13 protein-coding genes and 1 pseudogene are annotated in these 18341 nt (G+C 71.7%); 6 read left to right on the forward strand and 8 right to left on the reverse strand.

All coding sequences use genetic code 11. From position 1 onward, the window contains the following. The 5 genes from dnaJ to lepA form a co-directional block, all read right to left on the reverse strand. On the reverse strand, positions 1 to 1104 hold the full coding sequence (gene dnaJ, locus E3O41_RS07115) for a molecular chaperone DnaJ (RefSeq protein WP_067023501.1): 1104 nt from the start codon (positions 1102 to 1104) through the stop codon (positions 1 to 3). 54 nt (positions 1105 to 1158) lie between these two features. Next, positions 1159 to 2199: a heat-inducible transcriptional repressor HrcA gene (hrcA, locus tag E3O41_RS07120; protein ID WP_067023503.1), complete on the reverse strand. Its 1041-nt coding sequence runs from the start codon at positions 2197 to 2199 to the stop codon at positions 1159 to 1161. A gap of 254 nt (positions 2200 to 2453) precedes the next feature. Further along, entirely contained in the window at positions 2454 to 3674 is a 1221-nt protein-coding gene (hemW, locus tag E3O41_RS07125; protein ID WP_135012199.1) for a radical SAM family heme chaperone HemW, read from the reverse strand. A 16-nt stretch (positions 3675 to 3690) separates the two neighbouring features. Then, entirely contained in the window at positions 3691 to 4341 is a 651-nt protein-coding gene (locus tag E3O41_RS07130) for a DUF1990 domain-containing protein (protein ID WP_067023510.1), read from the reverse strand. Between the two features lie 9 nt (positions 4342 to 4350). Further along, entirely contained in the window at positions 4351 to 6198 is a 1848-nt protein-coding gene (lepA, locus tag E3O41_RS07135; RefSeq protein ID WP_067023514.1) for a translation elongation factor 4, read from the reverse strand. Between the two features lie 268 nt (positions 6199 to 6466). Here lepA and E3O41_RS07140 point away from each other — a divergent pair, with 268 nt between their 5' ends. The 6 genes from E3O41_RS07140 (at position 6467) to rpsT (ending at position 13883) form a co-directional block, all read left to right on the forward strand. Then, complete coding sequence (locus E3O41_RS07140; protein ID WP_067023516.1) at positions 6467 to 8206, forward strand: ABC transporter family substrate-binding protein; 1740 nt, start codon at positions 6467 to 6469, stop codon at positions 8204 to 8206. A 119-nt stretch (positions 8207 to 8325) separates the two neighbouring features. Continuing rightward, positions 8326 to 9846 (forward strand): ABC transporter permease, encoded by a 1521-nt coding sequence (locus E3O41_RS07145; RefSeq protein WP_067023518.1) that lies wholly within the window; start codon positions 8326 to 8328, stop codon positions 9844 to 9846. Further along, the gene (locus E3O41_RS07150) at positions 9843 to 11018 is read left to right on the forward strand and encodes an ABC transporter permease (RefSeq protein WP_083990801.1); all 1176 of its coding nucleotides are present in this window, start codon (positions 9843 to 9845) and stop codon (positions 11016 to 11018) included. The genes E3O41_RS07145 and E3O41_RS07150 overlap by 4 nt, the downstream gene beginning before the upstream one ends. Further along, the gene (locus E3O41_RS07155) at positions 11015 to 12688 is read left to right on the forward strand and encodes an ABC transporter ATP-binding protein (protein ID WP_067023520.1); all 1674 of its coding nucleotides are present in this window, start codon (positions 11015 to 11017) and stop codon (positions 12686 to 12688) included. The genes E3O41_RS07150 and E3O41_RS07155 overlap by 4 nt, the downstream gene beginning before the upstream one ends. Before the next feature lie 60 nt (positions 12689 to 12748). After that, entirely contained in the window at positions 12749 to 13504 is a 756-nt protein-coding gene (locus E3O41_RS07160) for an alpha/beta fold hydrolase (RefSeq protein WP_083990802.1), read from the forward strand. A gap of 118 nt (positions 13505 to 13622) precedes the next feature. Continuing rightward, positions 13623 to 13883 (forward strand): 30S ribosomal protein S20, encoded by a 261-nt coding sequence (gene rpsT / locus E3O41_RS07165; protein ID WP_067023522.1) that lies wholly within the window; start codon positions 13623 to 13625, stop codon positions 13881 to 13883. Between the two features lie 351 nt (positions 13884 to 14234). Here the strand turns inward: rpsT and holA are convergent, their stop codons facing one another. The 3 genes and pseudogenes from holA to E3O41_RS07180 all read right to left on the reverse strand — a co-directional run bounded on the left by holA (position 14235) and on the right by E3O41_RS07180 (position 18323). Continuing rightward, a complete protein-coding gene (gene holA, locus E3O41_RS07170; RefSeq protein ID WP_067023525.1) occupies positions 14235 to 15284 on the reverse strand; it encodes a DNA polymerase III subunit delta in 1050 nt (349 codons plus the stop codon). 580 nt (positions 15285 to 15864) lie between these two features. Continuing rightward, positions 15865 to 16944 (reverse strand): annotated as a pseudogene (locus tag E3O41_RS14425) (ComEC/Rec2 family competence protein); the annotation flags it as partial. A 722-nt stretch (positions 16945 to 17666) separates the two neighbouring features. Continuing rightward, positions 17667 to 18323, reverse strand: coding sequence for a ComEA family DNA-binding protein (locus E3O41_RS07180; RefSeq protein ID WP_067023532.1), 657 nt, complete (start codon positions 18321 to 18323; stop codon positions 17667 to 17669). Positions 18324 to 18341: the final 18 nt, after the last annotated feature.

An 18341-nucleotide genomic window follows, 5' to 3' on the forward strand; every position in this document is an offset into this window, starting at 1 on the left:
TCAGCCGCGGAACCGGTCGCGGAGCTTGGCGAACAGGCCCTGATGGTGCTCGGACAGGCGCGGGGCGGGCGCCTTCTGCCGGCGGGCCAGCTCCTCCACGAGCGAGCGGGTCTTCGCGTCGAGCTTGGTGGGGGTCACCACGCGGACGCCGACGCGCAGGTCGCCGCGGCGCTTCGAGCGCAGGCCCGTGATACCGCGGCCCTCGATGCGCAGCTCGTCACCGGACTGCACGCCCGGCCGCAGCTCGAGATCGACCGGCCCGTCGAGACCGTCGACGGTGACGTTCGTGCCGAGGATCGCGTCGGTCATCGCGACCTCGACCACCGCCGTCAGATCGTCGCCCTCCCGCCCGAACACGGGGTGCGGGGCGATCTCGACCTGCAGGTACAGGTCGCCGTTCGGGCCGCCGGCCTCGCCGACCTCGCCCGAGCCGGGCAGCTGCAGGCGCAGTCCGCTCTCGACGCCGGCGGGGATGTCGACCGAGACCGTGCGGCGCGCGCGCACGCGGCCGTGGCCGTGGCACGTCGGGCACGGGTGAGGGATCACGGTGCCGAAGCCCTGGCAGGAGCCGCAGGGCTGGGTGGTGACCATGTTGCCGAGCAGGCTGCGCACCTGGGTGCGCACGTGGCCGGAGCCGCCGCAGATGTCGCAGCGCTCCGGGTGGGTGCCCGGCTGGCAGCACGAGCCCTGGCAGGTCTCGCACAGCACGGCGGTATCGACCTCGATGTCGCGGTGCACGCCGAACACGATGTCGCCGAGCTCGAGCGTGAGGCGCACGAGCGCGTCCTCGCCCCGCTGGCGGCGATCGCGCGGACGCCCGGCGCGGCCGCCGCCGGCGGCGCCGAAGAACGTCTCGAAGATGTCGCCGAAGCCGCCGAAGCCCCCGCCACCGAAGGCGTCGTCGCCGCCCATGTCGTAGCGGCGCCGCTGCTCGGGGTCGCTGAGCACGTCGTACGCGTGCGTCACGTCCTTGAACTTCTCGGCCGCGTCGGGGCTCGGATTCACATCGGGGTGGAGCTGGCGTGCCAGCTTGCGGTACGCCTTCTTGATCTCCTCGTCGCTCGCCTCGCGCGAGACCCCGAGCACCTCGTAGTGGTCTGCCACAGTCGCCTTTCCGGGATCGCCGTGCCGACGATCCGATCCTGTCTCCGTCGCGCCTCAGCGGCGCGCGGCGTCCTCGTCCAGCAGCCTCGTCAGGTACCGCGCCACGGCCCGTGCCGCGGACAGGTTGCTGGGATAGTCCATGCGGGTCGGCCCCATCAGCCCCACACGCGCCGTGCCGGTGCGCGTGTCGTAGTCGCTGGCCACGAGCGAGGCGTCGCCGAGGCCGAACGGCTCGTTCTCGCGGCCGATGCTCGCCGCCAGCCCCTGCTCGTCGGCCTCCATCTCGGTGAGCAGGCGCAGGAGCGTCACCTGCTCCTCGATCGCCTCCAGCAGCGGGTGGATGCTGCCGCGGAAGTCCTGCTCGCGCCGCGCGAGCGTGGCCGCGCCGGCCATCACGAGCCGGTTCTGCCGGAACTCCTCCAGCTCGTCGCCGATCACGCGCGCGAGCTCGCGCACCGCGCCGTCGAGCCGGTTGCCGGCCTCCGCCGCGGTGCCCAGCAGCGCCGCGACGCGCTCCGATCCCTCGCCCACGGAGCGTCCGGTGACGAGCATCGACAGCTGCGCCCGCAGCAGCGCGACGTCGGCCTCCTCGAGGATCGCCGGCACCGTCGTGAGCCGCTGCGAGACGCGACCGGTGTCGGTGACGAGGATGACGATCAGCCGCGACGGCTCGATCGCCACGAGCTCGAGATGCGTCACGTTGGCGCGCGCGAACGACGGGTACTGCACGAGCGCCACCTGGCCGGTGAGCTGCGTGAGCAGGCGCACCGTGCGGGTGAGGAGGTCGTCGAGGTCCTGCGGATCGGCGAGGAACGTCGAGATCGCCGCCCGCTGGGCCGAGGTGAGGGGCCGGATCTCGGCCAGATGGTCGACGAACACGCGGTAGCCCTTGTCGGTGGGCACGCGGCCCGACGACGTGTGCGGAGCCGTGATCAGCTCCTCGTCCTCGAGCATCGCCATGTCGTTGCGGATCGTCGCCGCCGAGACGTCGAAGGCGTGGCGCTCGACGATCGCCTTGCTGCCGACCGGCTCATGCGTGTCGACATAGTCCTGCACGATCGCACGGAGCACCTGCAGGCCTCGTTCCGTGACCATGCGCGCTCCCTCCTGGCACTCGTCCCACTGGAGTGCCAATTCTATCCTGCGGCGCCACCAATGGGTGGGAACCGACCATTCGGTCCCGGGTCCCCGCTCTCGACTCGCTTCGCTCGCTCGAGCCGTCTCCGCTCGCTTCGCTCGGTCGACGAGCCGTCGGGGTCACGGCTCGTCGACCGGAGGCGCGAAGCGCCGGAGCGGAGACGGGTCGAGCGGAGCCGCGCAGCGGCGAAGTCGAGACCAGGCCCACCCGCTCAGTCGGTCAGCGCCCGTACCACCGCGTCGGCGAGCAGTCGACCCTTGAGGGTGAGCACCACGCGCCCGCGGATCGCGGCGAGGCCCTCGATGAGGCCATCGGCGATGAGGCCGGCGACGGCCTCGCGTCGTCCGGGAGGAAGGTCGGCGATCGCGAGCCCCTCGCGGATGCGGCTCTCGAGCAGCACGCGCTCGAGAAGGCGCGCCTCGGCGTCGGGGCGCTCGCGGCCTGCGGCGGGCGACTCCCCCGCCGCGAGCCGCTGGGCGTAGGCCGCCGGGTGCTTCACGTTCCACCAGCGCAGGCCGGCGACGTGGCTGTGGGCGCCGGGCCCGAAGCCCCACCAGTCCTGCCCGCGCCAGTAGTTGAGGTTGTGGCGGGAGCGGTGCGCCGCTCCCCCGCGCGACCAGTTCGACACCTCGTACCAGCCGAACCCGGCCGCGGCCAGGCGCGCGTCGGCGAGCTCGTACATGTCGGCCTGGAGATCCCCGTCCGGCTCGGGCACCTCGCCGCGGGCGATCTGCCGGGCGAGCTTCGTGCCCTCCTCGATGATGAGCGCGTACGCCGAGATGTGGTCGGGCTCCAGGCCGAGGGCGGTCTCGAGCGAGGCCTCCCAGTCGGCCAGGCTCTCGCCCGGGGCGCCGTAGATGAGGTCGACCGAGACGTCCAGCCCGGCGGCGCGCGCCGCGGCCACGGCGGTGCCGACGTTGGCGGGCGTGTGCGTGCGATCCAGCGCGGCGAGCACGTGCGGCACCGACGACTGCATGCCGACCGACATGCGCGTGACGCCGGCGGCGGCCAGCTCGTCGGCCACCGCCGGGGTGACGGTGTCGGGGTTGGCCTCGACGGTGATCTCCGCCCCGGCCTCGAGGCCGAACGCGTCGCGCACCGCCGCGAGCATCCGCGCCAGGTCGCCGGCCGGCAGCAGCGTCGGGGTGCCGCCGCCGAAGAAGACGGTGGTCGCGGGGCGCGCGGCCCCGGCGTCCCCCAGCACGGTGCGGGCGAGCTCGACCTCGCGGATGAGCGTGTCGGCGTAGGTGTCCTGGCGCGCCCCGCGCAGCTCGGTGGCGGTGTACGTGTTGAAGTCGCAGTAGCCGCAGCGCACCCGGCAGAAGGGCACATGCAGGTACACGCCGAGATCGGCGGCGGGGTCGACAGCGAGGTCGGCCGGCAGGGCGCCGTCGGGCGGCGCGGGATCCCCGATCGGGAGGGCCGCGCCCATCAGCTGCGCGCCCGCATCAGGACGGCGTCGCGAACAGCGGCGAGATGGCCCGCAGGTAGCGGTCGAACAGCGCGCGACGACGGCGGCGCACGAGACCCGGGAACAGGCGGCCCAGCGGACGCGTGGGGCGATCGAAGGCGCGCACCGAGAACCAGACCTCGTCGTTGTCGCGCCACTCGATCATGAACGACTCCTCGCCGCTGACGACCGCGCCGCCCACGGTGCCGAGCGCGAAGCCGACCCGGCGCTTCTCCTCGACGACGAAGATCACGCGGTACTCGCCGCCGGCGTGGTGGCCGCGCACGCGCCCCTGCAGCTTGACGGTCGCGCCCGCGCTCACGAGCGGCGTGCCCTCGGCGTCGAAGCGCTGCTCGCCCTCCATGCCGGCCGGGGCGATCGGGTTGCCCTCGCCGTCGAAGCTCACGCCCGTGTAGGCGGGGCCGGCGGCGGGCCGCACCTCGGCGACGCGAATGCTGGCGCCGCGCTGCGCGCCCCACGACAGCAGCTCCTCGGCCGCCGTGCGGAACCGCTCCTCGCCGCTGCCGATGCGCATCGACTCGATCGCCGGCAGGCTCTTCTCCGGCGGGTACTGCAGCAGGTCGTCGGCCTGAGAGCCGCCGACGGCGGCGTAGTCGACGGTCTCGTCTCGGAACGTGCCCCGGCGCATCTGCACAGCCTACTTGCCCTTGGTCTCGACGTCTCCCGAGAGCGCGGCGATGAAGGCCTCCTGGGGGACCTCGACGCGGCCCACCATCTTCATGCGCTTCTTGCCCTCCTTCTGCTTCTCGAGGAGCTTGCGCTTGCGGGTGATGTCACCGCCGTAGCACTTGGCGAGCACGTCCTTGCGCATCGCGCGGATGTTCTCGCGCGCGATGATCCGCGCGCCGATCGCCGCCTGGATGGGCACCTCGAACTGCTGCCGCGGGATGAGCTTGCGCAGCCGCTCGGTCATCGTCGTGCCGTACGAGTACGCCTTGTCGCGGTGCACGATCGCGCTGAACGCGTCGACCCGATCGCCCTGCAGCAGGATGTCGACCTTCACCAGGTCAGCCTCCTGCTGGCCCGCCGGCTCGTAGTCGAAGCTGGCGTAGCCCTGGGTGCGGCTCTTGAGCTGGTCGAAGAAGTCGAACACGATCTCGCCGAGCGGCATCGTGTACTTCAGCTCCACGCGCTCCTCGGAGAGGTAGTCCATCCCCTCCATCGTGCCGCGGCGCTGCTGGCACAGCTCCATCACCGTGCCGACGTAGTCCTTCGGCGTCAGGATCGAGGCGCGCACGATCGGCTCCGAGACCGCGTTGATCTTGCCCTCGGGGTACTCGCTCGGGTTGGTGACGACGATCGTCTGGCCGGTCTCGGTGGTGACCTCGTAGATCACGCTCGGCGCGGTCGTGATGAGGTCCAGCCCGAACTCGCGCGAGAGGCGCTCGGTCACGATCTCGAGGTGCAGCAGTCCGAGGAACCCGCAGCGGAAGCCGAAGCCCAGGGCCACCGACGTCTCCGGCTCGTACGCGAGCGCGGCGTCCGACAGCTTGAGCTTGTCGAGCGCGTCGCGCAGCTCCGGGTAGTCGCTGGCATCGATCGGGTACAGGCCCGAGAACACCATCGGCTTGGGCTCGACGTAGCCCGCGAGCGGGGTCTCGGCCGGCTTGCGCTGGTTGGTGACCGTGTCGCCGACCTTCGACTGGCGCACGTCCTTCACGCCCGTGATGAGGTAACCGACCTCGCCCACGCCGAGGCCCTTCGTCGGCTCCGGCTCGGGGCTCGACACGCCGATCTCGAGCAGCTCGTGGGTGGCCTTCGTCGACATCATCTGCACGCGTTCACGCGGCTCGAGCCGGCCGTCCACCATGCGCACGTATGTGACCACGCCGCGGTAGGCGTCGTAGACCGAGTCGAAGATCATCGCGCGCGCCGGCGCGTCGGCATCGCCCACCGGCGCCGGGATGCGCTCGACGAGGCGGTCGAGCAGCTCGTCGACGCCCTGGCCGGTCTTGCCCGAGACGCGCAGCACGTCGTCGGGGTCGCCGCCGATGAGGTCGGCGAGCTCCTTGGCGAAACGCTCCGGATCGGCCGCGGGCAGGTCGATCTTGTTGAGCACCGGGATGATCGTGAGGTCGTTCTCGAGCGCCATGTAGAGGTTCGCGAGCGTCTGCGCCTCGATCCCCTGCGCGGCGTCGACGAGCAGGATCGCGCCCTCGCACGCCGCGAGCGAGCGCGAGACCTCGTAGCTGAAGTCGACGTGCCCGGGCGTGTCGATCATGTTGAGCGCGAACGTCTGGCCGTCCAGCTCCCACGGGATGCGCACCGCCTGGCTCTTGACCGTGATGCCGCGCTCGCGCTCGATGTCCATCCGGTCCAGGTACTGCGCGCGCATGTCGCGATCCGAGACCACGCCGGTCAGCTGCAGCATGCGATCGGCCAACGTCGACTTGCCGTGGTCGATGTGGGCGATGATGCAGAAATTGCGAATGCGCTCGGGCGGCGTGGCAGCGGGCTGGAGCGGCGTCAGGGCACGGGGAGACATGTCCGTCCGATTCTACGGTGCGCGACCTGTCCGCCCCTCCGCGGGTCGATCCGAGCAGATCGCTCAGACACGCCCGGGCTGCACCACTCACAATCAGCGGATTGCTTCATAACGATTGATCACGGTTTCCTCACGAAGTCCGGCTCCGTAACATCCCCGGAACATTCGGTGTGTGAGAGTGACCAACTATGGATGGGGGTCGTCCCCGGACGGCAGCGACGAAGAGCCCTCGACGCGTCCCCAGCATCACCCAACCCAAGGAGAAGGAATGCGTCTGCGACGTATCTATGGCGGAGTGGCTGCTGCGGCCGCGCTCGGCCTGGCCCTCACGGCCTGCGCCCCCGCCGACAGCGGCGACAACGGCGGTGACGGCGAAGGCACCACCAGCCAGTCCATCGCGGTCACGGTCGGCCCGAACGACTTCATCAGCTACAACGGCTTCACGCCCGAGTCGTACTCGACGTACAACTCGGCGATCGCCGACCAGCTGAAGGCCGGCTTCGCCTACTTCGGTCCCGACGGATCGATCGTCCCCAACGAGGACCTCGGCTCGTTCGAGCTGGTCTCGGAGGACCCGATGGTCGTCGAGTTCACCATCAGCGATGACGCTGTGTGGTCGGACGGCACGCCCATCACCGTCGCCGACGCGATCCTGGCCTGGGGCATCCAGAACCCGAACCTGACCTCGGGCGACGCCCCGCTGTTCAACTCGGTCTCGCAGGACCTCGGCGACACGATCCCCGCCGGCCCGCAGGGCGACCCGACGGGCAAGACCTTCACGGTCGAGTTCGCCGCGCCGGACCCCGACTGGCAGATCCAGACCTACATCCTCGACCCGGCGCACGTCGTGGCCGAGCAGGCCGGGATGACCGTCGAGGAGCTCTCCGAGGCGATCCTCTCGGGCGACACCAAGGCACTGGCCCCGGCCGCCGAGTTCTGGAACAACGGCTGGATGACGGAGCCGGGCACGCTGCCCGACGCCGAGCTCATCCCCTCGTCGGGTCCCTACATCCTCGACTCGTGGAGCGCCACGCAGTCGGTGACGCTGAAGGCCAACCCGGAGTACTACGGCGAGCAGCTGGCGCCGCAGAACGACGAGATCGTCTTCCGCTTCATCGCGCAGGACGCGATGCCGCAGGCGCTCGAGAACGGTGACGTCGACGTCATCTCCCCGCAGCCGACGGTCGACACGATCGCCCAGCTCGAGGAGATCGGCGACGCCGCGACCATCCACACGGGACCGACGCTCACGTGGGAGCACCTCGACTTCAACTTCGTCGAGGGCTCGCTGTTCGCCGACAACCTGGAGCTGCGCAAGGCCTTCGCCATGTGCGTCCCGCGCCAGCAGATCGTCGACAACCTCATCAAGCCGCTGGACCCCGAGGCCGAGGTCATGAACGCCCGCGAGGTGTTCCCCTTCCAGGAGACCTATGACGAGGTCGTCAGCGAGTCCTACGCGGGCCAGTACGACGAGGTCGACATCGAGGGCGCGAAGGCGATCGTCGAGGCGGAGGGTGCCACGGGCGCCGAGGTCCGCATCGGCTACTCGGCTCCGAACCCCCGCCGCACCGACGAGGTCGCCATGATCAAGTCGTCGTGCGACCAGGCCGGCTTCAACATCGTCGACGCGGGCAACGAGGACTTCTTCGCCCCGGGCGGCACGCAGGAGCGCGGTGACTACGAGGTCGCGCTGTTCGCGTGGGCCGGTTCGGGCCAGATCACCTCTGGTCAGAACATCTACGCCACCGGCAAGCCGCAGAACTACGGTCAGTACTCGAACCCCGAGGTCGACGCCGCGTACGAGACCCTCGTCTCGTCGCTCGACACCGAGGTGCACCTCGAGCAGACCAAGGTGATCGAGAAGCTCCTGTGGGACACGCTGTACGGCATCCCGGTCTTCGCCCACCCCGGCGTGGACGCCTCCGCCTCGGACATCGAGGGCGTTGAGCGCACCACGACGCAGAGCGGAATCAGCTGGAACGCGTACAACTGGCACCGCGCAGAGTAATCTGCGAGCCTGAATCACCGGCGGTGTGGCCCGGCTCTCTCTGAGCCGGGCCACACTCCCGTGAAGGCCACCGATATGTCGCGTCTGCGACAGGCCGACGACCAAGGAACCCTCATCTCGTGCTCATCTTCATCCTCAGGCGCCTCGCCGCGGCCGTAGGCATCCTGCTGGCCTCGTCGGTGCTCATGTACGTCCTCGCGATCAACTCCGGCGATCCCCTCGCCGATCTGCGCGAGAGCAACGCGGAGAACCGCGAGCTGCTCATCCAGCAGCGCATCGAGTACATGAACCTCGACATGCCCTGGTACCAGCGGTACTTCACCTGGCTCACCGGCGTCGGCAAGTGCGTCGTCGGCGCCTGCGACCTCGGCCTCAACCGGAGCGGCCAGGACGTCGCCGCGCTGCTCGGCCAGGCCGCCAGCTCCACGCTGCAGCTCGTCTTCCTCGCCACGATCATCGCCCTCGTCGTGGGCATCGCGATCGGTGTGCTGACCGCCGTGCGTCAGTACTCGGGCCTGGACTACGGCGTCACCTTCCTGACCTTCCTCTTCTTCTCGCTGCCCGTGTTCTGGGCCGCCGTGCTCTTCAAGGAGTACCTGGCGATCGGCTACAACGACTGGCTGCGCGATCCGCAGTTCACGCCGATCGAGATCGCGATCATCGCGATCGTCGCGGGCCTGCTCATGCAGATCTTCCTGGGCGGCTCGCTCAGGCGCCGGCTGATCACCTTCGCCATCACCGCGGCCTTCTTCGCGATCGCGATCCCGACGCTCCTGGCGCTGAACTTCTTCCGCCAGCCGCAGCTCGGGCCGGTCGGGGTGGCCGTGCTCACCATCGCCGCGGCGCTGACGATCGTGATCCTCAGCGTCGGCCTGCAGAACCGCAAGGTGCTCTATCCGGTGCTCATCACGGCCGGCATCGTGATCGTGATGCAGTTCGCCCTGATCAACGTGTTCATCTACTACATGAACTGGTGGATCGTCATCGGCGGGCTCGTCCTCGCCGTCGCGGTGCCGTGGGTGATCGCGCACTACATGGGCGGTCGCTACCGCAACGTCGCCATCGGCGCGAGCGTCGCGACCGGCGTGATCGGCGCGGGGCTGACGGTGCTGGACCACCTCTTCCGCACGTGGCCGAGCTTCCTCGACAAGAAGCCGCGCCCCATCTCGACGATCGGCTCGCACACGCCGAACTTCACGGGCGACTTCTGGCAGGTCTTCCTCGACCACGCCACGCAGCTGCTGCTGCCGACGCTCGTGCTCACGGTGATCTCGCTGGCCAGCTACAGCCGCTACACGCGCAGCTCGATGCTCGAGGTGAATCGTCAGGACTTCATCCGCACCGCGCGCGCCAAGGGCGCCCCGGAGCGCATCGTGATCTTCCGTCACGCGCTGCGCAACGCCCTCATCCCCATCGCCACGATCGCCGCGTTCGACTTCGCGGGCCTCATCGGCGGCGCCGTCATCACCGAGCGCGTGTTCGGCTGGACCGGCATGGGCGCGATGTTCAGCACGGGGCTCGAGCAGGTCGACCCCGCGCCGGTCATGGCGTTCTTCCTGGTGACCGGCCTGGCCGCGATCGTCTTCAACATGCTGGCGGACATCTTCTACGCCGTCCTGGACCCGAGGATCCGAGTATGAGCACCACCGACAGCCACAACTCCGCCCCGGTCACGTCGACCGACATCTACGACCTCGCCGAGGCCGAGGACGCGGCGCTTCTCAAGAAGAGCGCCAAGCCGCTCTCGCAGGGCCAGCTCGTCCGGCGCCGCTTCTTCCGCCACAAGGCGGCGATGATCTCGCTCGTCGCGATCATCATCATCGTCGGCGTCTCGTTCAGCTCCATGGGCTTCCTCGGGATCCCCGGCTGGTGGGACAAGAGCTACACGCAGGCCGGCACCGTCGTCAACGGCGGGGCGCCGACCCTCAGCCTCATCCCGACCTGGCTCGGCGGCGAGGGCATCCACCTCGGCGAGCACCCGTTCGGCCAGGAGAGCACGGGCAAGGACTACTTCGCCCTCGTCATGGTCGGCACGCAGCGCTCGATCATCATGGGCCTCGTGGTCGGCATCATCTCGACCTTCATCGGCTCGGTGGTGGGCGCCGTCTCCGGGTACTTCCGCGGCCGCACCGACTCGGTGCTCATGCGCATCACCGACGTCGTCATCGTGATCCCGCTGCTGGCCATCGCGGCCGCGCTGGGCCAGATCGCCGGCAACATCGGCAGCTCGGTGTTCCTGCTCGCGCTCATGATCGGCCTCATCTCGTGGACGGGACTGGCGCGCCTCGTCCGCGGCGAGATCCTCTCGCTGCGCGAGCGCGAGTTCGTCGCCGCCGCCCAGTCGATGGGCGCCGGCGCGGGCCGGATCATCTTCCAGCACCTCATGCCCAACACGGTCGGCGTCATCATCGTCAACGCCACGTTCGCGATCGCCAGCGCCATCCTCCTCGAGAGCTCGCTGTCGTTCCTGGGCTTCGGCGTGCGCCCGCCCGAGACCTCGCTGGGTCTGCTCATCAACCAGTACCAGGGTGCGTTCACCAACCGCCCGTGGCTGTTCTGGTGGCCCGGTGGACTGATCGTGGCGTTCGCCCTCGCGGTGAACTTCCTCGGCGACGGCCTGCGCGACGCGTTCGACCCGCGTCAGAGCGGCCGCATCCGCCGCGCCGGGCTGTTCGACTGGTCGGGGCGCAACAAGCAGGCGCCCGCCGCGGCGATCGTGCCGCCGCAGGTGGAGATCCAGCCGGGCCCCAGCAACCCCGACGCCGCCGACACCGAGGGCGGATACGACATGGACAAGGGAGGCCGCGCATGACCGCCGTCGATCCGAACGCGGCACCCGCGCTCTCGTTCACCGACCTGAACGTGCGCTTCGCCACCGAGGGCGGGCTCGTGCACGCCGTGAAGGGCCTCTCGCTCGACGTGAAGCCCGGCGAGGTCGTGGCACTGGTGGGCGAGTCCGGTTCGGGCAAGTCGGTCACCTCGACCGCCGCCATGGGCCTGCTCCCCGCCAACGCGGTCGTGACCGGCGAGGCCCGTGTGGGCGGCGTCAACGTCGTCGGCCTCCCGCAGGACAAGATCCGCGCGATGCGGGCCACGGAGATCGCGATGATCTTCCAGGAGCCGATGACGGCACTCAACCCGGTGCTCTCCATCGAGACGCAGCTCGTCGAGACCTTCGAGCTGCACGACGTCGCGTACGGCGCTGACGCGGTCGATCGCGCCATCGAGCTGCTGCGCCTGGTGGGCATCCCCGAGCCCGAGAAGCGGATCAAGCAGTACCCGCACCAGTTCTCGGGCGGTCAGCGCCAGCGCATCGTCATCGCGATCGCCATCTCGCTGCGCCCCAAGGTGATCATCGCCGACGAGCCGACCACGGCCCTCGACGTGACCGTGCAGGCCGAGATCCTCGACCTCCTGCGCCGCCTGAAGGACGAGCTCGACTCGGGCATCCTGCTCATCACGCACAACATGGGCGTCGTCGCCGACCTCGCCGATCGCGTGGCGGTGATGTTCCGCGGCAGCCTCGTGGAGACGGGGCCCGTGCAGGACGTGCTCACCAATCCGCAGCACCCGTACACGAAGAAGCTGCTGGCCGCCGTGCCGCGCCTCGAGAACGTCGAGCTCGTCACCGGGCACGGCGACGAGGCTCCCGTGGCCGGGCGCGAGCTCGTGCTGCGCGCCGAGGACGTGGCGATCGAGTACCACATGCGCGGCAAGCGGTTCCGCGCCGTGGAGGGCGTCTCGTTCGACCTGGCGAAGAACGAGATCCTCGGCATCGTGGGCGAGTCCGGATCGGGCAAGTCGACGATCGCCAAGGCCGTGCTCGGACTCATCCCCGTCGCCGACGGCACGCTCGCCGTGCACGGCGAGGATCTCGCGTCGATCTCGCGCCGCCGCGCGAAGGCCGTGCGCCGGCGCATCGGCGTGGTGTTCCAGGACCCCGCGGCCTCGCTCGACCCCCGCTTCCCGATCGGCGACGTGCTCATGGAGCCGATGGTGATCCACCGCGTGGGAACCAAGTCCTCCCGGCTGGAGCGCGCGCACGAGCTGCTCGATGCCGTGCGGCTGCCGCGCGACGTGGTGAACCGCTACCCGCACGAGCTCTCGGGCGGTCAGCGCCAGCGCGTCTCGCTCGCACGGGCGCTCATGCTCAAGCCGGAGCTGCTCATCGCCGACGAGCCGACCTCGGCGCTCGACGTCTCGGTGCAGGCCGCGGTGCTCGAGATGATCAAGGAGCTGCAGCAGGAGTACGCGTTCGCGTGCCTGTTCGTGAGCCACGATCTGGCCGTGGTTGACCTGCTCGCCGACCACGTGCTCGTCATGAAGGACGGCCACATGGTGGAGCACGGCACCACGAGCAGCGTGCTGCACCACCCGCAGGCCGACTACACCAAGCGCCTGCTGGCGGCCGCCCCCGTGCCGGACCCGGCCGAGCAGCGCGAGCGCCGCGAGGCCCGACGCGCCCTGCTCGCCTCGCTGTAGGATCGATGCCCCGCCGGCCCCGCTCCGGCGGGGCATCGTCCGAAAGGGGGTGACGCGCCCGTGCCGGCCCAGGTCGTGCTCGTCCACGGCATCCGCACGTCCGCCACGATGTGGCGCGCCCAGGTGTCGCACCTGCAGGAGCGCGGGGTCGACGTGCACGCGATCGATCTTCCCGGCCACGGCTCCCGCATCGACGAGCGATGGTCGCTGGAGGAGGCGATCGGATCGATCGATCGGGCCGTGACGGCCGCCGCCGAGAAGGGCCCGGTCGTCCTCGCGGGCCACTCGCTCGGCGGGATCCTCTCGACCGCATACGTGGGCCGGCCGGGGGCGGCGCCGCCCGTTGCCGCGTTCGTGGCGTTCTCGTGCACGGCGCTCCCCCGCGGCGCCACGCTGAGCGCCTACCGCTTCGTCACGCGCAGCTTCAATCGCCTGCCGCGCAACGGCCGCTGGTTCGTGGAGCGCGCCCTCGACGCGCAGCTGCCGTTGGAGACGCGGTACGACTTCGGCGCGGGCGGCTACTCGCTCACGCAGGAGGACATCGCGCTCGGGTCGCTGCGCGATCTGGACATGGTGAGGGCCCTCACGCGCCTGCAGCGGCGGTCGATGCCGGTGTGGTTCGTCAACGGCGAGTGGGATCAGCTGCGCGTCAACGAGCGGCTGTTCACCCGGCTTGTGCCGCGTGCCGAGCTGATCCTCGTGCGCCGCTCCACCCATCTGGTCACGGTGATGCGCCCGCGGGTGGCGAATGCCGCGATCGATCTCGCCCTCGCCTCGGCCTCCGCGTCGGCCGCCGGATCGGACGGCACAGGATGACCTGCTAAGATCGATCCTTGGCTTGCGTGTGGGGCCACCCACACATGCCGAGCGACAGCCCTCTTCCTGGCGCGCGGCGACATCCGATTCCCACCTGAAACGAAAGTCCTACGACACAGTGGCAAACATCAAGTCGCAGATCAAGCGCAACAAGACCAACGAGAAGGCCCGCGAGCGCAACAAGGCGGTCAAGACCGAGCTGAAGTCGCTCGTCCGCAAGACGCGTGAGGCCATCGCCGCCGGCGAGAAGGAGGCGGCGACCGCCGCTCTCGCGAAGGCGTCGAAGAAGCTCGACAAGGCCGTCAGCAAGGGCGTCATCCACAAGAACCAGGCGGCGAACCGCAAGTCGGCCATCGCCAAGCAGGTCGCGGCGCTCTGAGCCGAGTCCTTCGCTGAAGGCCCGTCCCGTTCCGGGGCGGGCCTTTTGCGTTGCGTGGGGCGGGGTGCTCTCGACTCCGCTTCGCTCCACTCGAGCCGTCTCGGCTCCCTTCGGTCGCTCGACGAGCCGCCAGGAGTTGCAGCTCGAAACCGAAGGGATCGCGCCCCAGCTCTCGACTCCGCTTCGCTCCGCTCGAGCCGTCTCGGCTCCCTTCGGTCGCTCGACGAGCCGTGAGTGGTGACGGCTCGTCGACCGGAGTGAGCGAAGCGAACGAAGCGGAGACGGGTCGAGCGCAGCGGCGAAGCCGCGGAGTCGAGACCAAGGCCTCACGCTCCGCGCGAGCCGTATCGGTCAGGCGCCGAAGGGGCGGCGGGTGGCCACCACGGTGACCATGCGCTCCAGGGCGAAGACGGGATCGCGCGAGGCGCCCTTGACCTCCGCATCGGCGCGGGCGATCGCCTGGATCGCGAGGCCGAGGGTGCGCTCGGTCCAGCCCGACTGCAGATCGCGGCGGGCGCGGTCCACCTGCCAGTCCTTCATGCCGAGCTCGGCCGCGACCTGCCGCGAGGCGCCGCGCGCGCCCGCCACGCGCGCCATGGTGCGCAGCTTCATCGCGAACGCCGCCACGAGCGGCACGGGGTCGGCGCCCGAGGCGAGGGCGTGGCGGAGCGTGAGCAGCGCCTCGCCGTAGCGGCCCGCGATCGCCGTGTCGGCCACGACGAACGAGTTCGTCTCGACCCGCCCGCCGTAGTACCGGGCGACGACCTGCTCGGTCACGTCGCCCTCCACGTCGGAGATAAGCTGCTGGCACGCCGCCGCAAGCTCGGTGAGGTCGTCGGCGAAGGCCGAGGTCAGCGCACGCAGCGCGGCGGGCAGGATCCGCTTGCCGGCGGCCTGGAACTCGCCCGCGGCGAAGTCGTAGCGGTCGGAGTCGCGCTTGACGGCCGGGCACGGTACCTCGACGCCGCCGCCCGTGCCGGCGCGCACCGCGTCGAGCAGCTTCTTGCCGCGCACCGTGGCCCCGTTGTGGCGGAGCACGACCGTGGCGCCCTCCTGCGGCGACTCGATGTAGGCGAGCGCCTCGGCGAGGAAGGCGTCGCTGCACTTCTCGACGCCGCTGACCCGCACCAGGCGGGGCTCGCCGAACAGCGAGGGCGCAGAGACGGCCAGCAGCGTGCCGGCCGTGTAGTCGTCGGCGCGGATGTCGCTGATCTCGAGCGCGGGGTCCTCGGCCTTCAGCTGCTCGCGGATCGTCGAGATCGCGCGCTCGGCGCAGACCTCCTCGGGGCCGGAGACGAGCACGACGGGCGCCGCCTTCGGGTTGCGCCACGGCAGCTGCGGGATCGCCGGCCCCTTGCCCGCACCCCGGCCGGTGGACGATCGAGCGGGTGCGGCTGGCATGGTCCGATCCTACCGGCGGCCCCCGACGTCGACCGCGCCGGCGGCCGGCGCCGCCCCGCTCGCGCCAGACGATCAGCGCCTCGTCGTCGGTGCCGATGAGCACCAGGCCGTCGGTGTCGGTGCGCGCGATCGCCGCGCCGATCCGCTCGAGCTCCTCCAGGATCGAGGCGCGCGGGTGCCCGTAGTCGTTGTCGGCGCCGACGGTCACCAGCGCGAGCGCCGGGTCGAGCCGGCGGTACAGCGCTGCCGACTGATCCGCCGATCCGTGGTGGGCGACCTTGACGAGGTCGTAGCCCCCGACGATCGGGCTCTGCGCCATCATCGCCTCCTGCGCGTCGGCCGACAGGTCGCCGAGGAAGATCGACCGCGGCAGGCCGGGTCCCGTGATCTCGACGACGACGCTCGCATCGTTGCCCGGCGGGAACCCCACCGAGCGCGGGGCCGGCCACAGCACCCGCCACCGCGCCGCCCCGAGGGTGCCGTGCATGCCCGTCGACGCCTGCACGCGATCGACGGTGCCGAGCGCCCGCCACACGGCGCCCGACTCCGCCACGGGCGGCCCGTGCACGACGAGGCCGACGCGGTCGCGCAGCGCGGACGCGCCGCCGACGTGATCGAGATCGAAGTGCGTGAGCACGAGCAGGTCGATCCGCCCGATGCCGAGCCGGTCGAGGCAGGCGCGCAGCGGCTCGGGATCCGGACCGGTGTCGATGAGGGCCACGGCGCCGGCAGAGCGGACGAGCACGGCATCGCCCTGCCCGACGTCGCACGCCGCCACGACCCAGTCCCGCGGCGCGGTGAGCGGGCCGATCACGGGGCCGCTCACCGCCGCGCCGGCCACGCCCAGCCCCGTGATCAGCGCGACGACGACGGCGGCCGCGCGGCGCGACGCCTCGGCGGCCGGACCCGGCCGCGGCGGCACGATCAGCAGCGCAACGCAGGCGCCGAGGGCCGCCAGCGCGGCCGCGCCGACCGGCCCCTCCCACCACGGCAGCGACGCCCGGGGAAGGCTCGCGAAGGTCTCGGCGGTCGCGGCGACCCACGAGGCCGGCAGCCACGCGATCCACGCCAGCGCGTCGGCGAGGGGCGGCGCGAACGCGAGCAGGCACGATGCGGTGCCCAGCAGCGTCGCGATCGGCGCCGCGGGCCCGGCGAGCACGTTGGCCACGACGCCGTACAGCGCCACATCGGGCGCGAACAGCACGATGATGGGCCCGCACACGAGCTGGGCCGACAGCGGCACGGCCAGCGCCAGCGCGAGGGGGCCGGGCATCCACCGCGACAGCCCGTCGGCCAGCGGCGCCGCGAGGGTGAGGAGGGCGCCGGTCGCGGCCGCCGAGAGCAGGAAGCCGAAGCTCGTCGCCAGCCACGGGTCGGTCACGAGCAGCACCGCCACCGCGCACGAGAGCACGGCCATGCCGCCGCCGGCCCGCCCGAGCAGCAGCGCGATCATCGCCACCCCCGCCATGGCCGAGGCGCGGATGACGCTCGGCTCCGGGGTGACGAGCACCACGAATCCCGCCAGGGCGATCGACGCCGCGGCCACACGCGCGCCGCGGCCCGCGCCGCACCAGGCCGCCGCGCCGAATGCGATGCCCACGATGAGCGCGCAGTTCGCGCCGGACACCGCCGTGAGGTGACTGAGCGAGGACGCCGTCATCGCGGCGTCGAGCTCGTCGGACACCGCGCGCGTGTCGCCGACGGCCACGCCGGGCAGCAGCTGCCCGCCGCCGCCTGGCAGCGCCTGCGCGCGGGCGACGAAGGCGTCGCGCAGCCGGGCCGTGGCGCCGAGCAGCCCGGGAGGATCCCCGCGGATCTCCACGGTGCGGGCGAAGAGCACGATCGGCTCCGCCGCGCCGGCGTCGGCGGGCTCGGCGCCGCCGCGGACCGCGATCACCGAGCCGAGGTCGAGGCGATCGGCGCCCGGGGCCGAGGCGTCGACCGCGATCCGCACGGGCACCGGCGCGGGCAACGTGGCGCCGGCGGCCTCGACGCCGGACGCGACCGCGCCGAACCACAGCCGCGCCCCGTGCGGCTCGACCTTCGTGGTGATCGTCACGGTCGCCGCGAGCTCGCCGTCACCCGCGATCTGCGCCGCGGCGGCGCGGGTCGGGTGCTGGAGGGCCACGTGCCCCGCGGCACCGCCCGCGGCCGCCAGCGCCACCGCGGCGAGGGCCAGCGCCCCGCGCAGCCCGTCCCCACGCCGCGTGCGCGTCGCGGCCCACAGCGACGCCGCGGCGCCGAGGAAGAGCGCCACCGCCCCGACCCCGGCGAGCTGCGGCGCGAGCACGCTCACCGCCGCAGCGGCCCAGGCGGCCAGCGCCACGGGCACGAGCCGGCGATCAGCACGCACCCCGACCGCGGCGGCCCGGGCGGGCGCGCTCACAGCGTCACCTGGTCGCGCAGCGCCTCGAGCACCTTCGGGCCGATGCCCTCGATGGCGAGCAGGTCGTCGATCGCGCCGAAGGGGCCGTTCTCCTCGCGCCAGGCCACGATCCGCTCCGCCAGCGCCGGCCCGATCCGCGGCAGCGCCTCCAGCGCGGCGGCGTCGGCCGTGTTGATGTTGACCACGCCGGCGCCCGCGCCCGCCCCGCCGCCCGCGCCCGCCCCGCCGGCGCCGCTCGCACCCGCGGCGCCGTCCGGCGGCGGCGCCTGCGCGAGCTCATCGGCCGTCGGCACCGCGAGCTGCTCGCCGTCGGAGAGCGGGCGCGCCAGATTCACCCCCTCGAGCGCGGCACCCTCGGCCGCTCCCCCGGCGGCCGCGATCGCATCGACCACGCGCGCGCCGGCGGGCAGCACGTACAGGCCCGGCGCGCGGACAGCACCGGAGACGTGAACGTAGAGCTCCCCGGCCGCGACGGTCACGCCCGGCGTCGGCGAGGCCGCCTGCTCCTCGACGACGTCCACCGGCGAGGACACGCCCCGCCACACGGAGAAGCCGATCGCGACGGCGGCGATCGCCAGCACGAGCGCCACCGCGGCGCCGATCCCCAGCCGGGCCCGCGCGGGCGCGCGGTAGGCCTCGAGATCGTCGGACATGGCCCGACGCTACGACGC

It is taken from the genome of Microbacterium sediminis, from assembly GCF_004564075.1.
GTDB lineage: Bacteria > Actinomycetota > Actinomycetes > Actinomycetales > Microbacteriaceae > Microbacterium > Microbacterium sediminis.